Consider the following 21,992-nt stretch of genomic DNA (forward strand, 5'->3'; position numbering starts at 1 on the left):
GCGCTACTTCGGCACCATGCTCCTATTCCTCACTCGGACAAACGAGAAAATTTGTTATCTGAATTCTGTATAATTATTTCTCATCACCATAATACCGCGCTTCAATGCGCTTAATATCCTTAATAGACTTCTTCGCCCAATCCAATCGTTTCTCCAAAATTTCATCATCTGTCAGTTTCCAGTCAATATCCGAATTACGCAATCGGTTCGTCAGGTTCTGAATAATAATTGCCGCCGAAACCGAAATATTAAGACTCTCTGTAAAACCCACCATCGGAATTTTAAGAAAACCATCCGCTTTTTGAAGAATCTCTTCCGACAGCCCGTCTCTTTCTGTTCCAAAAAACAGCGCACTAGGTTTCGAAATATCAAAATCTTCCAGCAGGCAGTCATTTTCATGAGGTGTAGTCGCAATGATTTGGTAGCCTTTATTTTTCAAAGTATCAATACAATTCGTAACACTGTGATAAGTCGAAATATCAACCCATTTTTGTGCTCCCATCGCTATTTCCTTATCGATCCTTTTACCATAACGTTCTTCAATAACATGCAGCTCCTGAATCCCAAAAACTTCACAGCTGCGCATCACTGCACTGGCATTATGCATCTGAAAAACATCTTCAACAGCAATCGTAAAATGTTTGGTTCTGTCTTTCAAAACCTTTAAAAATTTTTCTTTTCGGTTATCAGTTAAAATATTTTCTAAAAATTCCAGATAATCAGTATCAATCATTACAAATTGTTTTTGGCAAAAATACTAAAAAAGAGTAGTTTTATAATCTAAGATTGCAATCCATAAAAAAACATGAAAAAGAAATTAGTCGTTCTTACCGGAGCCGGTATCAGTGCCGAAAGCGGTATCAAAACATTTCGTGACAGCGACGGTCTATGGGAAGGCCATAATGTAATGGATGTTGCCACTCCCGAGGGCTGGCACAAAAATCCTGCATTAGTTTTGGATTTTTACAATCAAAGACGTCAGCAGTTAAAAGAAGTACTGCCTAATTTAGGCCATCAGATTTTAGCTGAACTTGAGAATGATTTTGACGTTTACATCATTACCCAAAATGTGGATGATTTACATGAACGTGCCGGAAGCTCCAACATCACCCATTTACACGGCGAATTATTAAAAGTGAGAAGTTCAAAAAATGAAAGCTACATTTTGGATTGGCATGCTGATTTGAATTTTGGAGATATAGACCCTAAAGGCAATCAGCTTCGTCCGCATATCGTTTGGTTTGGTGAGCAGGTTCCTGCTTTGGAAGATGCCATTACAATAACCGAACAAGCCGATTATTTTGCAGTCATTGGCACTTCACTGCAGGTATATCCTGCTGCAGGATTAATCAATTTTACACCAAAAACAACACCCATTTATTATATTGACCCAAAACCAGCAAAAATCCCAAATCTTAGAAATCCGCTTGACGTAATTCCCAATATCGCGTCAGAAGGAGTGAGAATTTTAAAAGAAAAGCTTCTTGCTAATCTACAGCAATAGGATAAAAAGTATTTAATAATCCCATATCAAGAACCGTGCTTTGATTATCTTCACTTTTGGTATACATTGGCTTAAATTTAGCTCCATAGATAATTTCTTCAAAAGTGTAAGAGGTTCTAGTCGCAACAGTGGTACTAAACATATCGTCAAAAGTTTTTATAATCACTATAATTTCACCCGAAATTGACTCAAAATCTGCCGCCAAAAAACCATCCAAAGGACTCTCACTGGTTATAGGATGTACTAATGTCCATGCCAATGCAAGTGAATTTATTTTTTGATATTCTAAATCCAATATAAAAAATTTGTTAACCATCACCCCATTCTCTTCCATTCGCATTCCAAGAGTTACATTCACTTCAGCATCTATGTAATTCGTGTTTTTATAAGGAGCTAACCTAAACATCAATGCTTTACCATTATTAAAAGGTGCAATAATAGCATTATGAGAAAATTTTAAATAAATAGCAGGCTTGCTAAACCTCCCAAAAAACAAACCAGTAGCAATCGCAAAACTCAACAGTCCTATTAATGCTTCAGCAGATGATAATGCACTGGTATAAAATCCTATCGGGCTGACATGCCCATATCCAACGGTTGTGAATGTCTGTGCACTAAAGAAATAAGCCTGCCCAAACTGCACCCATTCATTATCAGTAGTATCAATTCCGTTAAGATGCTCAATTCCGATACCAAAATAAAGAATAGCAAACACAAAATTTATAGAGATATAAAACAGCAGCAAAACAGAAAGGAACTGCCAAGAAGACATATCTAACAAAGTGTGATACCAGCTAATCCTGTCTAGAATTCCGATACCTTTTTTGGCAGCATTTACCGATCCGTCTTTATTAATAAATCGTCCCCCTGTATTGGATGCACTACTGCCGAAACCAGTATTTATCAGTGTTTTTGCTTTACTATTAAATTGATGAAATAATGCCATACTTTGTTTATTAAATAGACTGCAAAATACTAATAAATCTAATGTAACAATAAATAAAAACGACACACTAATCAGGACAAAACATTCAATAGAAATCTAGCAGAATATGTTAGAATTACATTAAAGTGTTGATGTTTACAATCTAAACCCTCATTATCATTATGGAATTAATCTTTACTTATTGGTGGATATTCTTAATTGTTTTATCCATCTTATTTTACAAATTTGTTTTGCGTGTTTTCTTTGGAATGGTCATCGTTCCTGAAAACAAAATCGGATTGGTTACCAAGAAATTTGTTCTTTTTGGTTCTGAAAAATCGCTGCCCGACGGCCGTATAATTGCCACCAGAGGAGAAGCGGGATATCAGGCCAAAACTCTTGCTCCCGGATTATACTGGGCCATGTGGCCTTGGCAGTTTTCTATCGACATGGCTTCTTTCACCATTATTCCCGAAGGAAATATTGGTTTGGTATTAAGTAAAGACGGAGCAGAAATACCAACAGGACGCATTCTCGCCCAAAAAGTAAACTCAGACAACTTTCAGGATGCAACGATGTTTCTTGATAACGGAGGACAGAAAGGAAGACAATCTGCTTTTGTTACCACTGGTTCTTATCGTATCAATACACATCTATTTGAAGTAATAATTTCTCCTCAAGTGGTTATTTCTGAAAATATGGTTGGTATTGTAACCGCCATGGACGGTGAGCCGATCCCAATCGGGCAGATTGCAGGTAAATTTGTAGAAGGACACAATAACTTTCAGGATTTTGATCAATTCTTAAAAAATGGAGGAAACCGCGGATTACAGCCACAAGTAATGCTTGCTGGTTCCTATTACATTAATTCATGGGCAGTACAAATTGAACAAACCCCCATGACCGATGTACCTATTGGATATGTAGGAGTAGTTATTTCCTACATCGGAGAAGACGGTCAAGATGTAACCGGCGATAATTTCAAACACGGAAATATTGTCTCCAAAGGACAGCGCGGTGTCTGGATGGAACCTTTTGGCCCTGGAAAATACGCTCTTAATAAATACACTACCAAGTTAGAACCGGTTCCTACAACGAACTTAGTATTGAACTGGGCCGATGCCAGAAGCGAATCCCATAATTTGGATAAAAACCTCTCTACAATCACGGTTCGTTCCAAAGACGGTTTCCCTTTCAATCTGGATGTATCACAAATCATTCACGTTCCTGCCAATGAAGCACCAAAAGTAATTGCCCGCTTTGGAAGCATGAACAATTTAGTTTCTCAGGTTTTGGAACCAACCATTGGTAACTACTTTAGAAACTCAGCTCAGGAAAGCGATGTGATTTCATTCCTTTCCACCAGAAAAGAGCGTCAGGAATCGGCCAAGAATCACATCAAAGTTGTTTTGGACGAATACAATGTGAATGCAGTGGATACTTTAATAGGTGACATTGTTCCTCCTGAATCACTGATGAAAACATTAACAGACAGAAAAATTGCCGAAGAAGAACAAAAAACCTACCAAACCCAAAAAATGGCTCAGGAACAGCGCCAGGGAATGGAAAAAGAAACAGCTATCGCCGATATGCAGAAAGAGATCGTAAAAGCTTCGCAAAGTGTTGAAATTGCTCAGAGAACTGCGGATGCAACTGTTAAAAAAGCTGAAGGAGATGCGACAAGTCTAAAACTTAATGTAAATGCCGAAGCCGAAGCTACAAAAATGCGAGCCAATGCCGAAGCCGAAGCTACAAAAGCAAGAGCCGGAGCACAAGCCGAGGCAACCAAACTTACCGCCAGTGCGGAAGCCGAAAGAATCTCCAAAACCGGTCTTGCAGAAGCTGAAAAAATCATGGCTATTGGTAAATCTACTGCTGAGGCTTATCAGCTGCAGGTTTCTGCAATGGGCGGTGATAACTTTACGAAATATAAAATCACTGAAGAAATCGGAAAAGGAAAAATCAAAGTCATTCCAGATGTTCTTATCTCCGGAAGCAGCGGTACCGATGGATCTATGAGCGGATTATTAGGACTAAAGCTTATGGAAATCATGGACACCGATAAAAGCAAAGGGATCTCAAAAAAAGGAGAATAATTACAATTCCAATAACAAAAAAATCTGCTGTACTCAGCAGATTTTTTTTATAAGCACATCAAAAAACCCTAACGTAACAAATACGTAATCAATATTTTATCTGTAAAAAAAATAATTTCATCACATAAAAAGTAAGATATTTTAGTTAAATTCATTCATAAAAACAAGTTTAAATTCCGCTACAGCCAAAATCAAAATTTTTCATTTGGAAAAAATTTAAAATTTAAAAAAAAAGCTATATTTGTTTTTCCTAAATCAACCTAATACCACTTAACCTATGAATCTAAAATTACCTTTTAGTATTGTTCTTATTGCTTTTTCACAATTTTTTTTCGCCCAAGAAACAAATAATGAAACAGCAAGTACTGAAACAACTATTACCACTACAGCAAAAGCCCCAGTTGATTTTAAAAAGCAAATACAAGATTTAAAAGATCAGAAAAAAGCGTATTTAGCCCAACAAGAGGCTGACAAAAAAGCTGCTAAAAAAGTAAGTAAAGAAGCTCAAAAATTAGCTAAGAAAGCAACTGATCAAGCAAAAACTACAGAAGCTAAAGCAGCTAAAGAGAAAGCCATTGCTGACAAAGCCCAAGCCAATGCAGATAAAAAAGCTGCAAAAGCTGCAAAAAAAGCCGCTGACAAAATTGCAAGAGAAGAAGCTCTTACCACAAAAGCACAAGCAGAAGCTGACAGAAAAGCCTCTGAAGAATCTGAAAAAATTTCCAAAGAAAAAATAGCAGCTTTTAAGAAAGAAGCTGCCTCAGCAAAAGAAGCTCAGGACAAACTTGCAAAAGATGTTGCGAAACTGCAAAAGGAAAAAGAGGAAGCTGATCAAAAATTAGTAGAGTCAGCCAAATTAGCTTTAGAAAAATCAAAAATGCTAGAAGAGCAAATCGCCAAAGCAAGTGCTGAAGCTGAAAAAGCCGCCGCTGCCGAAGCAAAAATAACTGCTGAAAAAGCAGCAAAAACAAATTAGCCCCATATAATAAAACAATACCTAACCTGCTTAATTAAACATTTTTAAACTAAAATCCGTTTTTCAACGGATTTTTTATTTAAGCTATGTACAAATTCTATTAGTTTTAAAATTCATATAATTAAAACCCTGAAAGCAAATCTCCTAACCTGCCTTTTTTAAAATTACCTATCTTTACAAAAAATAAATACCATGCAGCATATAATTGACCGTTTTATAAGTTATGTCACGATAGACACCGAATCTGACCCTAATTCAAACACAACCCCAAGTACAGCTAAACAATGGGATTTAGCCAATAAATTAGCTGACGAATTAAAAAACATAGGACTGGAAGATGTCACCATAGACGACAAAGCGTATATCATGGCTACTCTGCCAAGCAATGTTGATCATGAAGTGCCTACGATTGGATTTATTTCACATTTTGACACTTCTCCCGACTTTTCTGGTGCCAATGTAAAACCACAGATTATTACCGATTACGATGGTAAAGACATTGTTTTAAATACCGAAAAAAACATCATTTTATCGCCTTCCTATTTTAAAGATTTGCTGCAATATAAAGGACAAACGTTAATCACTACCGACGGCACAACCTTACTGGGAGCAGATGACAAAGCTGGCATTACAGAAATTGTTACTGCAATGGAATTCCTAGTTCAAAATCCAGACATTAAACACGGGAAAATCAGAATTGGATTCACGCCTGATGAAGAAATTGGACGGGGAGCTCATCATTTTGACGTTGAAAAATTTGGAGCAGAATGGGCTTACACAATGGACGGAAGTCAAGTAGGAGAATTAGAATTTGAAAATTTCAACGCCGCAGGAGCTAAAATCACTTTCAAGGGAAAAAGTGTTCATCCTGGTTATGCCAAAGGAAAAATGATCAATTCCATGCTTATTGCTAATGATTTCATCAATGAATTACCTGAAGATGAAACTCCTCAGGAAACCAGAGGGTATCAAGGTTTTTTTCACGTACATCATTTATCTGGAAGTATTGAAGAAACAGTTTTGGAACTAATTATCCGTGATCATAACAAACAAAAATTTGAAAAAAGAAAAGAACTGATTCATAAAATAACTAAAAAAATCAACAAAAAATTTGCTAAGCAGTTTGGAGAAGATATTGTTATTTCAGAAGTAAACGATCAGTATTACAATATGAAAGAAAAGGTTGTTCCTGTAAAACATATTGTAAACATTGCTGAAAAAGCAATGAAAGAACTCGGCATTAAACCAATCATCAAACCCATCAGAGGAGGAACTGACGGATCTCAGCTATCGTTCAAAGGACTTCCTTGCCCAAACATCTTTGCCGGCGGTCATAATTTCCATGGCAAATACGAGTATGTTCCTGTTGAAAGCATGCAAAAAGCTGTAGAAGTAATTGTTCGAATTGCCGAATTGACTGCTAACGGAGATTATTTGAAAAAGTAAAACTAAAACCATTGCTATATGGACATGATTAACCATTGGGCTAATGAATTGGACATTTTGAAAGCAATTATAGCCAAAACAGCATTAGTTGAAACCAATAAATGGGGAGGCTGTGTCTATGTACTAGGTAATAAAAATATTGTTGGCGTTGGAGGTTTCAAAAAATTCTTCACTCTTTGGTTTTTTAACGGTGCTTATCTCAAAGACGAAAAAAAACTTTTAGTAAATGCAAATGAAGGAGTTACCAAATCATTGCGCCAATGGCGGTTTACATCCAAAAATGAAATCAATGAAGAGGAGATTCTCACCTATATTCTAGAAGCAATTCAAAACGAAAAAGAAGGTAAAATCATCAAACCTAAAAAAGTAACAGAACCAACGATAATCCCTGATTTACTGCAAAAGGTACTGAATGACAATATCCAATTGAAGGATGCATTTCTAAAGTTCAGTCCTTATAAACAAAAGGAATTCATAGAATTTATTGAAACAGCCAAACGGGAAGAAACCAAACTATCGAGAATCGAAAAAATAAAGCCCATGATTTTAGACAATATTGGTCTAAATGATAAATACAGATAAAAAATTAAAATCCAAATTACAAATCCCAAATTCCAGCACTATTGGAATTTGGGATTTTTTTATTAAAAACAATATCAATTTTCTTGCCTTTCAATTCAAAACAGATCCTTTAAATCAGTAAAACCTTAACATTGGAACATTAAAATATTTATTACATTTGTTAATATACCGAAAACAATTTGGTAACACTGAGGTAATTTTCAGAAAAACTTCCCAATTCAGTATCAGTATAAAATTAAATAATTCCTAAAATTAACTAATTATGATAGAAAAAAAAGAAGATCAGCCCACTCCGGAAAAAGTGATACTTCCAGAATCACCAATAAATGAAAACAAAGAAGTTCCAAAGCCGGCTGTTTCTAAACCGGCACCAAAACCAAGAACAGTCAGAACTGTCGCTGCAAAACCAGCAACAGTTAAACCTGCAGCCACAAAACCAGTTACAGCAAAACCAGCAGTCTCAAGACCTTCTGCTGTAAAAACACCATCAAGACCAATCAATGCTAGTGTCACTCCACTAACTTCAGAAACTGCTGCTGAAGAAATAAAAACAGAAAAAACTGCTGTAGTTTCTCAAGAAGAGAAAAAAGATAAAAAGAAGAAAAAAAACAAATCAAAAATGAAAGAAAAAGAAAAAGAGAAAAAAGCAAAAGCTAAGGCCAAAGAAAAAGCGAAGAAGAAAGCAAAAAAGGCTAAAAAAGCCAAGAAAGAAAAAGCTAAAAAAGCAAAGCTGAAAGCCAAACTCAAAGAGAAAAAAGCGAAAGCAAAAGCTAAAAAAAGCAAAAAAGGCAAGAAAAAATAACAGTCTTTTTATAAAAAGAAAATCCCAAATTCCAGTTACTAAATTGGAATTTGGGATTTTTTATTGTAATAACAGTATCTGATTAAGCTTTTTTATTCAAAGTAGCGCTTAACTCCAAAGAAATTGAAGAACGCTCCATTTTTAATTTTCCAGCCATTGTTTCAATAATTACTGTTGTATCTGCAAGCTCAGCTATTTTACCGTGAATACCGCTTTTTGTAATTATTTTATCACCTACTTTTAAGCCGTTTTCAAATTCTTTTTCGTTTTTAGCTCTTTTCTGCTGTGGACGAATCATAAAAAAGTAAATGACTACGAACATCAATAAAAACGGCAAAAACTGTTGTATTTGTCCCATAATTTAAAAATTTAATATTTGTTAATTGTTTTATATTTAATAGAAATGAAGCTGTGTTAAAAAAACTACATTAAACCTCTTCCAATTTTTACGATTCTTTTATTACCTTCCAATTCTTTAACCAAATTATCCAAAATTCCGTTAATAAAAATACTGCTCTTTGGAGTTGAATATTCTTTGGCTAGTTCCAAATACTCATTCAAAGTTACTTTCACAGGGATAGAAGGGAATTTCAGGAATTCGCAAATAGCCATTTTTAAAATAATGGTATCAATTTCTGCGATACGTTCGCTGTCCCAATTTGGCGTTTTATCAATGTACTCTTTAGCCAGCTCAGATTCATTCAGAACTGTTTTTCTAAATAAATCTTTAACATAAGCTTTATCTTCGTTGTCTTTGTATAATTTTGGAACTCTAAAATTATCATCTTCGCCTTGTGTTATTCCTTTTAACTGCTTAACGATAAAAGTGTTCACCAATGGAATATCATCAATCCATGTTAACTTATCATCTTCCAGATAATCGTATAATTTTTCATTTGGAACAATAATATCCGAAAATACATCTACGACAAAAGCTTTATCTTCCTCAAAAGTATTCACCCTGTTAGTCATGTATTTAGCATACAACTCACTCTCCTTGATAGCATTAAGAAGCAGAATGATATAATCGTCATTCAGCGTCCAATTGTTTATTGAACGGTTTTCTAAAGCAATGCTAAGAGAATTATTTTCGGCAAGAATCTGAAAAATACTGTTCTTAATGAATTTTTCATTTGGATTGCGCTCTTCTTTGGTAGCCAAATGTTTCTGGCTTGACAGATGTAAAAAAACAGTTTCTTTTTTACAGATCTCTATCAGTGAAGAAAGCATGGTAAGGTATAAATCTTGAATGGCGTCAATACTATGCATAAGGAATTTTTCCTCTTTTTCTAAATTATCAGAACCATTTTGATGCATTGCATAAATGGATTGCATGACTTTAACGCGGATGTGTCTTCTGTTTACCACCTTGTAAGAACTTTTAAAATTAGGTCTGCAAAATTAATACTTTCTTGTCTTAAATGAAAATTTATAGTCTTTTAATTTTAGTACAGCTATTTTAGATTTTAAAACCTTTAAAGAAAAATGCCACTCATTCACAGATTAAAAATAAATCAGTGAATGAGTGGCAAAAATTTGTTTTAAAATATTATTTTGCGTTTTCTATTTTTCTTAAATCAATGCGGTTTTGAGCAATAGTCAAAGCGGCCTGGTGAGTTGTAATACTATTTGCAACGGCATAATCAAAGATTTCCAATGTAGTATTGTAAATATTTTCAGTTTTACGCATAATTTCGGCTTTGCCATAATGTTCTAATTCAGCATAAACATTGATAATACCGCCTGCATTAATCAGGAAATCCGGAGCATAAAGAATACCTCTTTCCTGCAGAATCAATCCATGTGTATTTTCATTAGCCAATTGATTATTAGCCGCACCGGCAATCACTTTTGCTTTTATTTTATTTACAGTTGTATCGTTGATAGTTGCCCCCATTGCACAAGGCGCATAAATATCAACATCTGCAGTGTACAAATCCTCTCCGGTAAATATCTGAGCATTATATTTAGCAGCTACCTGATATAATTTTTCTTCATTGATATCAGTAATAAAAACCTGCGCTCCTTCTTTTGTCAAATATTCAACCAAAGTTTCTCCTACGTGTCCAATTCCTTGAACCAATATTTTTTTTCCTTCTAATTTTTCGGAACCAAACTGCTGTTTTGCGGCTGCTTTTATCCCCATGTACACCCCAAAAGCGGTAACAGGTGATGGATTTCCAGATCCGCCTCTTTCTTCAGAAATACCCGTGACATATGGAGTCACATCTCTTACAATATCCATATCGGCAGTTTCCATTCCAACATCTTCTGCTGTAATATATCTTCCGCTCAGCGAGTGTACAAACTCACCAAATTTACGCATCAATTCAGGTGTTTTCTGCGTTTTGGCATCACCAATAATTACTGCTTTACCGCCGCCAATATTTAATCCGGTAATGGCAGCTTTATAAGTCATCCCTCTCGAAAGACGCAGCACATCATTCAAAGCTTCCCATTCATTAGCATAATTAAACATTCGTGTTCCTCCCAAAGCCGGTCCCATAACCGAATTATGAATACCTATAATTGCTTTTAATCCTGTATCTTTGTCATTGCAGAAAACAATTTGCTCATGACCGTTAAAAGACAATTGTCCAAAAACAGGATCCATTTTTTGAAGATCTTTACCAGTTGTAACAGTAGCATTCATAATACTATTTTTATTAGTTAAAAAATACGAATTTATCAAAAAGACACTTCAAACATACGTAAAAAATAAATATACATCAATAAATCTACTTAAAAATAAATATTTATTAATAATAATTGAAAATATTTATTTTAATATAATTGTTAAAATTTAGACATTAAACAAAAAACAAAATTAATTCCATACTGAATCCTCATAAAATGAAAGAATTACGCTATTTAAATAAATATTTTATCAAATATAAATTCAGCTTCTTACTTGGTATAATTATCACCATAATCGCACAAATATTTTCTTTATTTACTCCAAAACTCATTAGTAAATCATTTAATGAAATAGAAGCTTTTGCCAAAAGCAATGCTTCCGATACCAGCGTTATCAGCCAGCAGCTGATTTCTAATATTTTATTAATTATTGCTACTACAATCGTTGCAGGATTTTTAACTTTTCTGATGAGACAGACACTAATCGTAATGTCCCGCCATATTGAATTTGACTTAAAAAATGAAGTTTTTCATCAATACGAAAGACTTTCCCAAAACTTCTATAAACAGAACAGAACTGGTGATTTAATGAACAGAATCAGTGAGGATGTTTCCAAAGTCAGAATGTATGTTGGACCAGCTGTTATGTATTCAATAAACACCTTTATCCGCTTTGCGATTGTGATTGGCTATATGTATAATGTTTCGCCAAGATTAACTCTTTACACAATACTGCCATTGCCTATATTGTCGTACTGCATTTTTAAATTAAGTTCTGAAATCAATAAACGTTCGACCACTTTCCAGCAGTATTTATCAAAAGTATCCAGTTATACCCAAGAAGTTTTCTCAGGAATCAGAGTTATAAAAGCATATTCATTAGAAAATCAGCATCAGGACAACATTGCCGATCTGGCTAATGAAAGCAAAAGCAAAAGTTTGAGTCTTGCCAAAGTACAGGCTCTTTTTGGCCCGCTTATGATTGCATTGATTGGTGTGAGTAACTTGGTGGTGATTTATTTTGGAGGTTTAATGTACATAAACGGCACCATCAAAAGCATAGGAACTATTGCAGAATTTATCTTGTATGTCAACATGCTGACTTGGCCGGTTGCTTCATTAGGATGGGTTTCCTCTATGGTTCAGGAAGCAGAAGCTTCGCAAAAAAGACTCAATGAGTTCTTGAAAATAGTCCCCGAAATACAGAACAAAAACCCAAACAGTTCAAAAATAGAAGGAAATATTTCATTCAGCAATGTAAGTTTTACTTATGAAGATACAAATATAAAAGCACTTCAAAATGTATCTTTCACAGTAAACAAAGGAGAAACTTTGGCGATTTTAGGAAAAACAGGTTCCGGAAAATCGACAATTCTAGCGCTGCTTTCTCGCCTCTATGATGTCACAAGCGGACAGATTCTGATTGACAATAATGAAATCAGCCAAGTCAATTTATTCGATTTAAGAAATAATATTGGCGCTGTTCCCCAAGATGCCTTTCTATTTTCGGATACTATCAAAAACAACATAAAGTTCGGAAAAGAAGATGCCTCTGATAATGAAGTAGAATCGGCAGCAAAAAGCGCCGCTGTTCATGACAATATCACAGGTTTTAAGAATGGATATGATACGATATTGGGCGAAAGAGGGATTACGCTCTCCGGCGGTCAGAAACAGCGTGTATCTATCGCCAGAGCCATTATAAAAAATCCTCCCATTTTACTTTTTGACGATTGCTTGTCAGCAGTGGATACAGAGACCGAAGAAACGATTCTGAACAACCTTTTTGAGATATGCAGGAATAAAACTACCATAATTATAAGCCATAGGGTATCTTCTGCAAAAAATGCCGATAAAATCATAATTCTTGATGAAGGCAGGATAATCGAACAAGGCACTCATAATCAATTAATAAACTTAGAAGGATATTATGCCTCTCTTTATTTAAAGCAGCTTTCGGAAAAAGAATTGCTTTAATTGTTGGATAATACATATATTTTTATGATTTTTGATTGCTATTAAATAAAAAATGACGAAAAGATTATGAGAGAAAATGATATGTTAGAAAAAGAAGAAATATTCTCAAAAGTTTTAAGAGCTGGAAGAAGAACGTATTTCTTTGATGTTAGAGCTACCAAAGCTGATGATTATTATATTACAATTACCGAAAGTAAAAAATTCACAGAAGAAGACGGTTCTTTTCATTTTAAAAAACATAAAATCTATTTGTACAAAGAAGATTTTACTGCATTTTCAGAAATTTTAGAAGACATGACTTCTTATGTTTTAAACCATAAAGGTGAAGAAGTAATCTCTGAAAGACACCAAAAAGATTTCAAAAAAGAATATGCTTCAGACAAAACAGATGAAGAAAGTGTACGAAGCACTTCTAGTTTTACTGATATCGATTTTGACGATATTTAATTAAAAGACAAAAATAAAAAAGTCCAAAGATCTTATGATTTTTGGACTTTTTTATTTTTATAAAATCTATTTTACATTGACCAACAATCATAACACACTCCAATTGTGCAAGTCATTGATTATTTATTTAATTCAAACAGCTTTTCTAAAAAAACTACTTTTTTATTTTCATCCCAGCTGTTTGTATACACGAGCAGGTTTATGAAATTATCTTTAACTGAGCCAAACAGAAATACATTATCGAGTTTTTTATCATTATATTTCCAGATTATATATTCCAGCTTAGAATTTTCTTTAATCTTATCAGTTTTGAAATTATTTTCTTTCCAATAATTTGAATCCCAAACATAAAATGACGTTACGTTTTCAAAATCAGTTACATTACTTTTAAAAAAAGGATAGGATTTTTTTGGATTTTGAGCAACAGCAATAATTATTCCTTCTTTATTTTTCAAATAAGTCTGACCAGAGTCATCTTCAGTATTCAGCTGCATCCACTTTCCTGGAATTTTTACATCACCTGCATTTGTCTTTACACTAGAGTAATCTATATTATCCTGGCAAAAAATGAAATTTGGCAGAAGAAAAAGCATCACAAACACTAATCTTAATTTATTCATATTAAAATATTATAATTATATCCAATGTCACGCCTAGGAAAGTTATACAGCAAAATTGATCTCAATTTTCAGAAAATGTTCAATAAACTGTTCTTTGATCGTAAAACACTGTTAGTTTACAATTCTTTTCTAAAGGTTTTTCTTCGGCAGTGAATTACCGGATTAAAATTTTTCCAAATCAGCTGTATAGCAAGATTATCAGCCAGCTCCGGTGTTCTAAAACAGTTTTCTACGCCATTCTCAGTAAAAGTCTTGTGATATTCATTAAAAATAACTGCAGTCACTCCCTTATTCTGATAATCTGGGTGCACTCCAATAAGATAAAATATAACATCTTTACTGCTGCGTTTGGCTTTTAATAAATGTAAAAAACCAAAAGGGAATAATTTTCCATTGGCTTTTTGAAGTGCCCTTGAAAAACTAGGCATCACAATAGCAAATGCAACAAGCTTACCATCTTTATCCTCTACATATTTTATGTATTCAGGATTAATAAAACTAATGTATTTATTCTTAAAATATTCTTTCTGAATATCAGATATTGCAACAAATGAAGACAGCTTTGCATACGATTCATTGAATAAATCAAACATTTTATCTACATAAGGCATTACATCCTTTGTTGATTTAAAATTAATCGGTTTAAGCTGGTATCTTTTTTTAACTAACTCATTAATCTTTTCAAAAAATTCCGGTTTAGCATTTGCAAACGGAAATTTATTTTCAACATATTCCTTTTCGGTAACGTATCCCAATTGTTCAAAATGTGCCGCGTAATAAGGATGATTGTACCAAGTAATCATTGTTCCTAATTCATCAAAACCTTCCGTTAAAACACCTACTTTGTCCAGATTTGAAAATCCCATTGGTCCTTCGACATATTCCAGATTATTTTTTCGGCCGGTTTCATACACCTTTTCAAGCAGTGCTTTAGTTACTTCAATGTCATCTATAACATCAAACCAGCCAAAACGAACTTTCTTTTTCTGCTGCTGATTCACCTCATCCCAATTGATAATTACTGCAATCCGGCCAACGATAACATTATTTTTACGAGCCAGATAAAACGCAGCTTCGGCACTGTCAAAAGCGGGATTTTTGGTTTTATCAAATGTTTCCAGTTCATCTGAAATTATTGGAGGAACCCAATATGCGTTGCCCTTGTATAAAGAAAAAGGAAATTTTATAAATTCTGTTAACTCGTTTTTGGTCTTAGCTTCTTGTATGGTAATCATTGCAGTCTATGTGGGGGAATATTATTTTATTTCTTCGATTTTTTAAGTGATTCTTTGGTATTTGTCTTTTTAGCCATGTCCTTAACAGCCTTTTCTTCTTTGGTCATAAGATATACGTCTTTATAACGCGCGTCATATCGCCACGAAACTCCTACGCCTCCGTAAAACACTGAAGGAGTATCTTTAAAATTACCGCTTATAGAAGCATCAACCTGAAGGTTTCTGTTAATTAAATAAGCTGCGCCGCCTCGTACGATTGCATCACTGTAAAAATCACTTTTTATTCCTTGATTTTCAACAAAAGCAGACCAGTTTTTGTTAATCCCTTTAGTCAGCGTCAAAATATAACTCAAACTTGAATAATCTGTTGTTATATAATTACCAATAATATTTGCTACAAAAACCCAAGAACCGTCACCTAAGTGATTCTGCAGAATCAAAGCTACTTTTGGAGAAATTTCAGAATTAGGAGAGAAATAAAACGGATTGTTATGTCCTGCAAAATTGACTCCAGCAAAAACAGCTACCGAAGGGATGACCTGATGCCAGCTGAATTTATGATTGGCTTTCCAGCTGTAAATATTAGGTTCTTTTTTGTACCCCTTATTAGGATCATACAGCAAATATTTTGCTCCAAAAACAGTTTGCTTAAAATCATATTTATCTACAGTTTTCATTGGATAATTAAAAGTTTCAAGCACATACTGAGCATCAGCAATAAACTCTAATTCTTCCAGAAATGCTCCGTAGCGCACTTCTAAATCCATTCCAAAACCATAGGCATCATACCGCAGCAGGCTATGATTTTCTTTAATACCGAACACACCTGTTTCTACCTGCAAAACTGTTTTTCCAACAGCAAATGCCGACATAGATTCGCCTGGCCTGTTCGAATTAATCTCATCGGTATGCTGACCGTAATGAGCTATTGGAAATAAAAAAAGGGAAACTAAAAAAACTTTTTTGAAATTGAACATACTGAATTAGTTGAATGAAAATAGATAACGTTTTTCAAATGTACTATATTTTATCGTAACAATCATTCGGTTAAAAATTACTTAAGAATATAGTTAAAAATTGTTAATAGAATCTTGGTTTAAAAAAGCTATTAGTTCCTTAACAGCTTTACCGCGATGGCTTATTGCATTTTTGGTTTCTAATGAAAGCTGTGCAAAAGTTTCCTGAAAACCTTCAGGTTTAAAGATCGGATCGTAACCAAAACCTTGGTCGCCATATTTTTCTAAAGTAATTGTACCGCGGGCAATTCCGGTAAAAAGATGCTGTTCTCCCTTTATATTTAAAGCAATAACAGTTTTGAATTGCGCATCTCTATTGGTTTTATTATCCAGATTCAAAAGCAGTTTATCCATATTATCAGCAGCTGATTTTTGTTCGCCAGCGTATCGTGCCGAAAAAACACCTGGCTCACCGTTCAAAGCATCAACTTCCAGTCCCGTATCATCAGCGAAACAGTCATAACCATATTTTTGGGTCACATAATCAGCTTTCAAGACAGCATTCCCTTCAATAGTAGCGGCAGTTTCAGGAATATCTTCATTACATCCGATACTTTCCAGACTGATAATTTCAATACTTTGTGGCAGCATACTTTGTATCTCTTTGATTTTATTTTTATTATTGGTCGCAAAAACGATTTTCATAATGGCACTTTTAAAATGAGAAACCAAAAATACATTTTTTTGCTGACCAATAAAGAAAACTGCCTTTTAAACCACGGCATTCGCTTTTAAAAGTTTCTGACACGAATTACACTAATTAAGATTGCTATTTTATTACACAAAATATTCAAAACTGTAAAAAGTTATAAAATTTGATTTCAATTTTGATAAGAATTAGTGTTTATCTTTTTTTAAATGCGAATGCCATGCTTTTAAACAATCGAATATACTGCATAGAAATCTGCTGAAATGCAAATCGTTTTCGAAGCTGATCTTAATACTTATTTTAGATTAAAAATACCTTTCAATTCTGTAATTTTCGCATTAATTTTACCATTCAATTAATTCAATCTAAGAGAAATTATGATTATAGATTTTATAGAAAATGCAGCCCGATACGAAGCAGTTCATCCGTCATTTAAAACTGCTTTTGATTATTTAAAGCAAGATGACAAAGACGCTTTGGATGGTTTAATCGATGAAAAAGCAGGCGTGAAAATGTTTGCTTACAAAGGAGAAGGAAAAAGCAGAGCAAAAAGTCTGGAAACATTTGAATGCCATGACAAAAATATTGACATTCAGTTCTGCATCAGCGGAAGCGAAGGTTTTTTGTGGAAACCAAGAGCGAAATGCGTTTCTCCAAACGGAGAATATAACACCGAAAAAGATGTTCGCTTTTTTAACGATGAACCAGACACTTATTTTGAACTGAAGGCCAATCAGTTTGTTATATTTTTTCCTGAAGATGTTCATGCGCCAATGATCAGTGAAAATGATCTGGATAAAATAGTTGTAAAAGTATTGGTATAACCCAAATTTTAATATTACTATTTTTATTAATAAAGTCCTGACTGTTAAAAACAGGTTAAAACATAGTTAAAATACTTATTTTAAGCTTTTTAATACAATAAAGTTGTAAATTTGAGTGTGGTTTTGATTAATTACTTGAGGTATAATATCACAAAATATTTAAGTATTAGAAAAAGTATCTCAATAGTCAGCTATACCGAATTATAGTAACGTATAAGTTAGATAATGATAAATCAGAACTACAAAATTGGAGGGCCGTAAAAAGCCCTCCTTTTTTTTGAAGTAAAAATCCAGATTTAAGTACTATAATGCATCTGACAAATCAATACTTTCTGGCAATGAAAACATTTTCCCTTTATTCTTCAATTCTAAAACTGATTGCCCAGAAAAAAATTATTGATACAGCTGAAAATCAGTTTAACATCAATCCAAAAATTATAAAGCAGTCTGCTGCTGGTTTAGGTTTAACATTTGTCAGTAAAAAAGAACAGGAAGGCAGCGTCTGTCTGGCAGACAGTCATGAAGTGCGTCCTGAATTTAAAGAGACATTTACTTCTGAAGATTTATTCAATTACATCTACGCGGTAATTCATTCATCAAAATACAGGGAAGAAAATTTAAAAACAGATTCCCAAAATATTCCAATACAAACTGACAGTCTTAAATTTTGGAAGTTAGTGCAGTTCGGCAGAGAATTACGTAAAATTCATTTGCTAAAAAATGACAATACTGTCAACTCCAGTGCACAATTTACAAATGAAGGCAATACTATTGTTAAACATCCAAAATTTAAAACATTTTCCGAAACTCATTTTTCACCATCAGAGGAAAATTGTGCCGACAGAAATTTAGGGCGCGTGTACATCAGCGAAAATCAGTTTTTTGACAATATACCCGAAACCGTATGGAATTTTTGCATAGATGATTATCAGCCTGCAAAAAAGTGGCTCCAAGACCGAAAAGAATGCGAGCTTACTCCTGAAGACATTTCACAATACCAAAAAATAATCGCGGTTCTAACTGAAACAGTTCAGATTGCAAAAAAAATTAATAAACTAGATATTTAGCCTTTACTTTGAAATTAATGAAAACAATAAATAATCGATGAAATCTATAATTTTCTAAAAAGACAGAACTGTAATAGAAATATTAATAGCTGTGTTTTTAATATTTGGTCACATTCGTTAAATTATCTGGAAAATAGGAATCTGATAAATTGGTAAATTCATCACCTCTCATAAAAATATTGATATCGACTTCGCTAAAACTGTTTTTCCCGGCTGCAGCCAAAAGCTCGTTAGCAGCGTGAAGAGTGTTTTTATGAAAATGATACACTCTTTCAGATTTATCGGTTACGACTAATCCTTTCATCAGCATTTTATTCTGAGTGGCAACTCCTGTCGGGCATTCGTTATTATTGCAGCGCAAAGCTTGAATACAGCCCAAAGAAAACATAAAACCGCGGGCTGAATTACACATATCAGCCCCCAAAGCTACAGCTCTCAAAATGGAATATCCCGAAATGATTTTACCGCTGCAGATTACTGTTATCTTATCTCTTATTCCTAAACGGACCAATGTTTTGTTTACAAAAATAATTGCTGGTTCAAAAGGCATTCCAACACCGTCTGCAAATTCGAGCGGTGCGGCTCCAGTACCGCCTTCGGCACCATCGACAGTAATAAAATCAGGAAAGCAGTTTTGATGAATCATTTCCTGACATAGCATTTCAAATTCAGAAGTTTCACCGATGCACAATTTAAAACCAATTGGTTTTCCATTAGATAATTGACGTAAATGAGCAATGAATTCTATCAGACCTTTTGCATCTGAAAAGGCATTATGGCTGGGTGGAGAAAGAATAGTCGTATGTGGTTCAACCCCTCTTATTTTTGCAATCTGTGCTGTGTTTTTCTGCGCAGGAAGAACACCGCCGTGACCTGGTTTTGCTCCTTGTGATAATTTAATTTCAATCATTTTTACAGCAGGAAGATTCGCTTTTTCTGCAAATTTATCAGCATCAAAATTTCCTTCGGAATTACGGCAGCCAAAATAACCAGTACCAATCTGCCAGGTAATATCCCCTCCATTTTGATGGAACTCGGTCAATCCTCCTTCTCCCGTATTGTGATAAAAATTTCCTTTCTGTGCACCTTTGTTTAGTGCTACAATAGCATTTTCGCTTAATGAACCAAAACTCATAGCCGAAATATTCAGTAATGAAGCAGAATACGGCTGTTTACAGTCTGAACCGCCAACGAGAACCCGCGGCAATTCATGATTGACAGATGCTGGAAACATCGAATGCTTTATTCCTTCGTAACTCGATTGGTTTAAAACTAACTGCGTCCCAAAAGGAGAAGTTGCATCAATATTTTTAGCTCTTTGGTACACTAAAGAACGCTGGTTTCTTGAAAACGGCTTACCGTCGGTGGTGCGTTCTATAAAGTACTGCTGAATTTCGGGAGCAATCATTTCAAACAAATATCTAAAATATCCCAATATTGGGAAGTTTCTTAAAATAGCATGTTTTTGCTGAATGGTATTATAAAAGCCAACAATTATAAGGATTATCATTATCGCCGAAAAAACAAATCCTGTTTTTAGAAAATAATTAAAACCGAGAGAAATTAGTAATAATGTAATACTGATAATGAATAACTGTTTTCTCATTACTGAAACAATTTAAAAGTTACTAAGATTTATTTATATGCCTATCCTTAACTAATTAATACCAAACAGATCGAATTATCCACAGATTAAAAAGATTTACACAGATTTAAAAAAAACAGTAATAAAATCTGTGAGACTCTGTGTAATCAGTGGCAAAAAAATTACATGGTATTATTTGCGGACATCATATTTATTTATTTTCATTCTGAAATAACTACGTATAACGCAATCTCACAAAAACGTGTTTGATGCCTTTTTTGTCTGATTCTCTTTCATCAATTTCAAGGATATCTGTCATTGATTTGAGCATTGGTGTCAGTTTTGAAAAACCATAATTTCTAGGATCAAATTCTGGTTTCTTTTTTACAATGAGATTGCCCACATCGCCTAGAAATGCCCAGCCGTCTTCGTCACCGATAGCATCCAGCGAATCTTCGATAAGTTCTATGGTTTTATTGTCAATTTTGACGGAGATTTCTTTTTCTGCAGCTTTTTTAGATTCTGCAGGAACTGTAGCAGTGGGTTTTGGTGCTTTGCTTTGGGCATTGGTAGTTTTTCTGGTCTTTTTGATAGCACCGTCCAGTACTTCAATAAAAACAAACCGGTCACAAGCCGCAATAAAGGCACTTGGTGTTTTCTTTTCTCCAATGCCAATTACTTTCATGCCCGATTCCCGCAAGCGAATGGCAAGGCGTGTAAAATCGCTGTCGCTTGATACAATACAAAAACCATCCAATTTGCCCGAATACAATAAATCCATAGCGTCAATAATCAAAGCAGAATCGGAGGAATTCTTCCCAGTCGTATAGCTGTACTGCTGTATAGGCGTGATGGCGTGTTCTAGCAAAACTGATTTCCAGCCGTTGGCATTTGGTTTCGTCCAGTCGGCATAAATACGTTTAGTGGTTGGTGTTCCAAAATTAGCAATCTCTTCCATCATTCCTTTTACGTTGCTGTAAGGAACATTGTCGGCATCAATAAGTACGGCGAGTTTTAATTCTTTGGTGTTTTGAGGCATACCTTAATCTTAAATTATTGGATAGTTTGATTGTCGGATTTTTAAACTGTCTTTGAAACAGTTATTTCATCTCTGCTAACCTGATTCAAATATACATTTTTTATTAAAGAAAAGCTGTTAATTTTCACCTTAGGCCCTGATGTAAATGGAAAGCCTCTGATTCATAAAATACAGTTTTGAATAAAACAAAAAACCTGTAAATACTAATAAGATTTACAGGCTTTTTGATTTTTGCTACGGTTCATTCATTAAACCTCATATCTGAAATAAATAAATTTTACTTAATTATAAATAAACAAATCATGTCTCCAAACTGGCCAGCTACGCCCTCCGGGATATTCACTGTGCTTGTAGTTATACTAAAAACATATATTCATCATTTAGAAATAGCAAACAATCCAATTACCCCCTCTCGATTGGAGAAGACCGGAAGGGTGAGGCAAAAAACATTTTATATTTCTAAAAAGCATTATCTATGAATATCCAATTTATTAGCTGCATATAATAACAATAAACCTATTATTTCCTGTGCAGCCGTATCCAAAAATAACTACAGCAGCAACAT

The 21,992-nt window shown here is 34.2% G+C and carries 22 protein-coding genes; 10 read left to right on the plus strand and 12 right to left on the minus strand.

The genetic code is table 11. The features are described 5' to 3' along the window. Window positions 1-73: 73 nt before the first annotated feature. Window positions 74-733 (minus strand): TrmH family RNA methyltransferase, encoded by a 660-nt coding sequence (locus IRZ80_RS01250; protein ID WP_194639439.1) that lies wholly within the window; start codon window positions 731-733, stop codon window positions 74-76. 72 nt (window positions 734-805) lie between these two features. On the opposite strand from IRZ80_RS01250, the gene IRZ80_RS01255 reads away from it, so the two are divergent. After that, a complete protein-coding gene (locus IRZ80_RS01255) occupies window positions 806-1,504 on the plus strand; it encodes an SIR2 family NAD-dependent protein deacylase (RefSeq protein ID WP_194639441.1) in 699 nt (232 codons plus the stop codon). On the opposite strand, the gene IRZ80_RS01260 is transcribed toward IRZ80_RS01255, so the two are convergent. Next, a complete protein-coding gene (locus IRZ80_RS01260) occupies window positions 1,488-2,450 on the minus strand; it encodes an ion channel (protein ID WP_194639443.1) in 963 nt (320 codons plus the stop codon). The genes IRZ80_RS01255 and IRZ80_RS01260 overlap by 17 nt on opposite strands. Window positions 2,451-2,611: 161 nt before the next feature. Between IRZ80_RS01260 and IRZ80_RS01265 the strand changes: the two genes are divergently transcribed. From IRZ80_RS01265 to IRZ80_RS01280, 4 genes are all read left to right on the plus strand, one after another. Further along, window positions 2,612-4,525 carry an SPFH domain-containing protein gene (locus IRZ80_RS01265; RefSeq protein ID WP_194639445.1) on the plus strand — a complete coding sequence of 638 codons (1,914 nt, stop codon included), beginning with the start codon at window positions 2,612-2,614 and terminating at the stop codon, window positions 4,523-4,525. A 277-nt stretch (window positions 4,526-4,802) separates the two neighbouring features. Next, window positions 4,803-5,501 (plus strand): hypothetical protein, encoded by a 699-nt coding sequence (locus tag IRZ80_RS01270; protein WP_194639447.1) that lies wholly within the window; start codon window positions 4,803-4,805, stop codon window positions 5,499-5,501. Between the two features lie 192 nt (window positions 5,502-5,693). After that, window positions 5,694-6,947: a peptidase T gene (gene pepT, locus IRZ80_RS01275; protein WP_194639449.1), complete on the plus strand. Its 1,254-nt coding sequence runs from the start codon at window positions 5,694-5,696 to the stop codon at window positions 6,945-6,947. An 18-nt stretch (window positions 6,948-6,965) separates the two neighbouring features. After that, entirely contained in the window at window positions 6,966-7,529 is a 564-nt protein-coding gene (locus IRZ80_RS01280) for a YdeI/OmpD-associated family protein (protein ID WP_194639451.1), read from the plus strand. A gap of 282 nt (window positions 7,530-7,811) precedes the next feature. Here IRZ80_RS01280 and IRZ80_RS01285 read toward each other — a convergent pair whose 3' ends face one another. Continuing rightward, window positions 7,812-8,042, minus strand: a complete 231-nt coding sequence (locus IRZ80_RS01285; RefSeq protein ID WP_194639453.1) for a hypothetical protein — start codon at window positions 8,040-8,042, stop codon at window positions 7,812-7,814. A gap of 106 nt (window positions 8,043-8,148) precedes the next feature. On the opposite strand from IRZ80_RS01285, the gene IRZ80_RS01290 reads away from it, so the two are divergent. Further along, a complete protein-coding gene (locus IRZ80_RS01290) occupies window positions 8,149-8,331 on the plus strand; it encodes a hypothetical protein (protein WP_194639454.1) in 183 nt (60 codons plus the stop codon). A gap of 82 nt (window positions 8,332-8,413) precedes the next feature. On the opposite strand, the gene yajC is transcribed toward IRZ80_RS01290, so the two are convergent. From yajC to IRZ80_RS01305, 3 genes are all read right to left on the minus strand, one after another. Continuing rightward, window positions 8,414-8,689, minus strand: a complete 276-nt coding sequence (gene yajC, locus IRZ80_RS01295; RefSeq protein ID WP_194639456.1) for a preprotein translocase subunit YajC — start codon at window positions 8,687-8,689, stop codon at window positions 8,414-8,416. A gap of 65 nt (window positions 8,690-8,754) precedes the next feature. Beyond that, window positions 8,755-9,666, minus strand: coding sequence for a transcription antitermination factor NusB (gene nusB / locus IRZ80_RS01300; RefSeq protein ID WP_194639642.1), 912 nt, complete (start codon window positions 9,664-9,666; stop codon window positions 8,755-8,757). 214 nt (window positions 9,667-9,880) lie between these two features. After that, entirely contained in the window at window positions 9,881-10,984 is a 1,104-nt protein-coding gene (locus IRZ80_RS01305) for a Glu/Leu/Phe/Val dehydrogenase (RefSeq protein ID WP_317174700.1), read from the minus strand. Between the two features lie 200 nt (window positions 10,985-11,184). Here IRZ80_RS01305 and IRZ80_RS01310 point away from each other — a divergent pair, with 200 nt between their 5' ends. Beyond that, window positions 11,185-12,945, plus strand: a complete 1,761-nt coding sequence (locus IRZ80_RS01310; RefSeq protein ID WP_194639458.1) for an ABC transporter ATP-binding protein — start codon at window positions 11,185-11,187, stop codon at window positions 12,943-12,945. Window positions 12,946-13,011: 66 nt separating this feature from the next. After that, window positions 13,012-13,392, plus strand: a complete 381-nt coding sequence (locus IRZ80_RS01315; protein WP_194639460.1) for a PUR family DNA/RNA-binding protein — start codon at window positions 13,012-13,014, stop codon at window positions 13,390-13,392. Between the two features lie 119 nt (window positions 13,393-13,511). Here IRZ80_RS01315 and IRZ80_RS01320 read toward each other — a convergent pair whose 3' ends face one another. From IRZ80_RS01320 to IRZ80_RS01335, 4 genes are all read right to left on the minus strand, one after another. Then, window positions 13,512-14,012, minus strand: a complete 501-nt coding sequence (locus IRZ80_RS01320; protein WP_194639462.1) for a hypothetical protein — start codon at window positions 14,010-14,012, stop codon at window positions 13,512-13,514. A 116-nt stretch (window positions 14,013-14,128) separates the two neighbouring features. Beyond that, window positions 14,129-15,247, minus strand: coding sequence for a GTP cyclohydrolase (locus IRZ80_RS01325; protein WP_194639464.1), 1,119 nt, complete (start codon window positions 15,245-15,247; stop codon window positions 14,129-14,131). 26 nt (window positions 15,248-15,273) lie between these two features. Beyond that, entirely contained in the window at window positions 15,274-16,224 is a 951-nt protein-coding gene (locus IRZ80_RS01330; RefSeq protein WP_194639467.1) for a transporter, read from the minus strand. 93 nt (window positions 16,225-16,317) lie between these two features. Next, window positions 16,318-16,908: a non-canonical purine NTP diphosphatase gene (locus tag IRZ80_RS01335; RefSeq protein WP_194639468.1), complete on the minus strand. Its 591-nt coding sequence runs from the start codon at window positions 16,906-16,908 to the stop codon at window positions 16,318-16,320. A 381-nt stretch (window positions 16,909-17,289) separates the two neighbouring features. On the opposite strand from IRZ80_RS01335, the gene IRZ80_RS01340 reads away from it, so the two are divergent. Together IRZ80_RS01340 and IRZ80_RS01345 are read left to right on the plus strand one after the other, a co-directional pair. Beyond that, complete coding sequence (locus IRZ80_RS01340; protein ID WP_194639470.1) at window positions 17,290-17,736, plus strand: YhcH/YjgK/YiaL family protein; 447 nt, start codon at window positions 17,290-17,292, stop codon at window positions 17,734-17,736. A 338-nt stretch (window positions 17,737-18,074) separates the two neighbouring features. Beyond that, window positions 18,075-18,803, plus strand: a complete 729-nt coding sequence (locus tag IRZ80_RS01345; RefSeq protein WP_194639473.1) for a type ISP restriction/modification enzyme — start codon at window positions 18,075-18,077, stop codon at window positions 18,801-18,803. Window positions 18,804-18,900: 97 nt separating this feature from the next. Here the strand turns inward: IRZ80_RS01345 and IRZ80_RS01350 are convergent, their stop codons facing one another. Continuing rightward, the gene (locus IRZ80_RS01350; protein ID WP_194639474.1) at window positions 18,901-20,409 is read right to left on the minus strand and encodes an FMN-binding glutamate synthase family protein; all 1,509 of its coding nucleotides are present in this window, start codon (window positions 20,407-20,409) and stop codon (window positions 18,901-18,903) included. A gap of 214 nt (window positions 20,410-20,623) precedes the next feature. Then, window positions 20,624-21,427, minus strand: coding sequence for an NYN domain-containing protein (locus tag IRZ80_RS01355; protein ID WP_194639476.1), 804 nt, complete (start codon window positions 21,425-21,427; stop codon window positions 20,624-20,626). Window positions 21,428-21,992: the final 565 nt, after the last annotated feature.

The sequence above is a fragment of the Flavobacterium sp. HJJ genome, assembly GCF_015351475.1.
GTDB classification, from domain to species: Bacteria; Bacteroidota; Bacteroidia; order Flavobacteriales; family Flavobacteriaceae; genus Flavobacterium; species Flavobacterium marginilacus.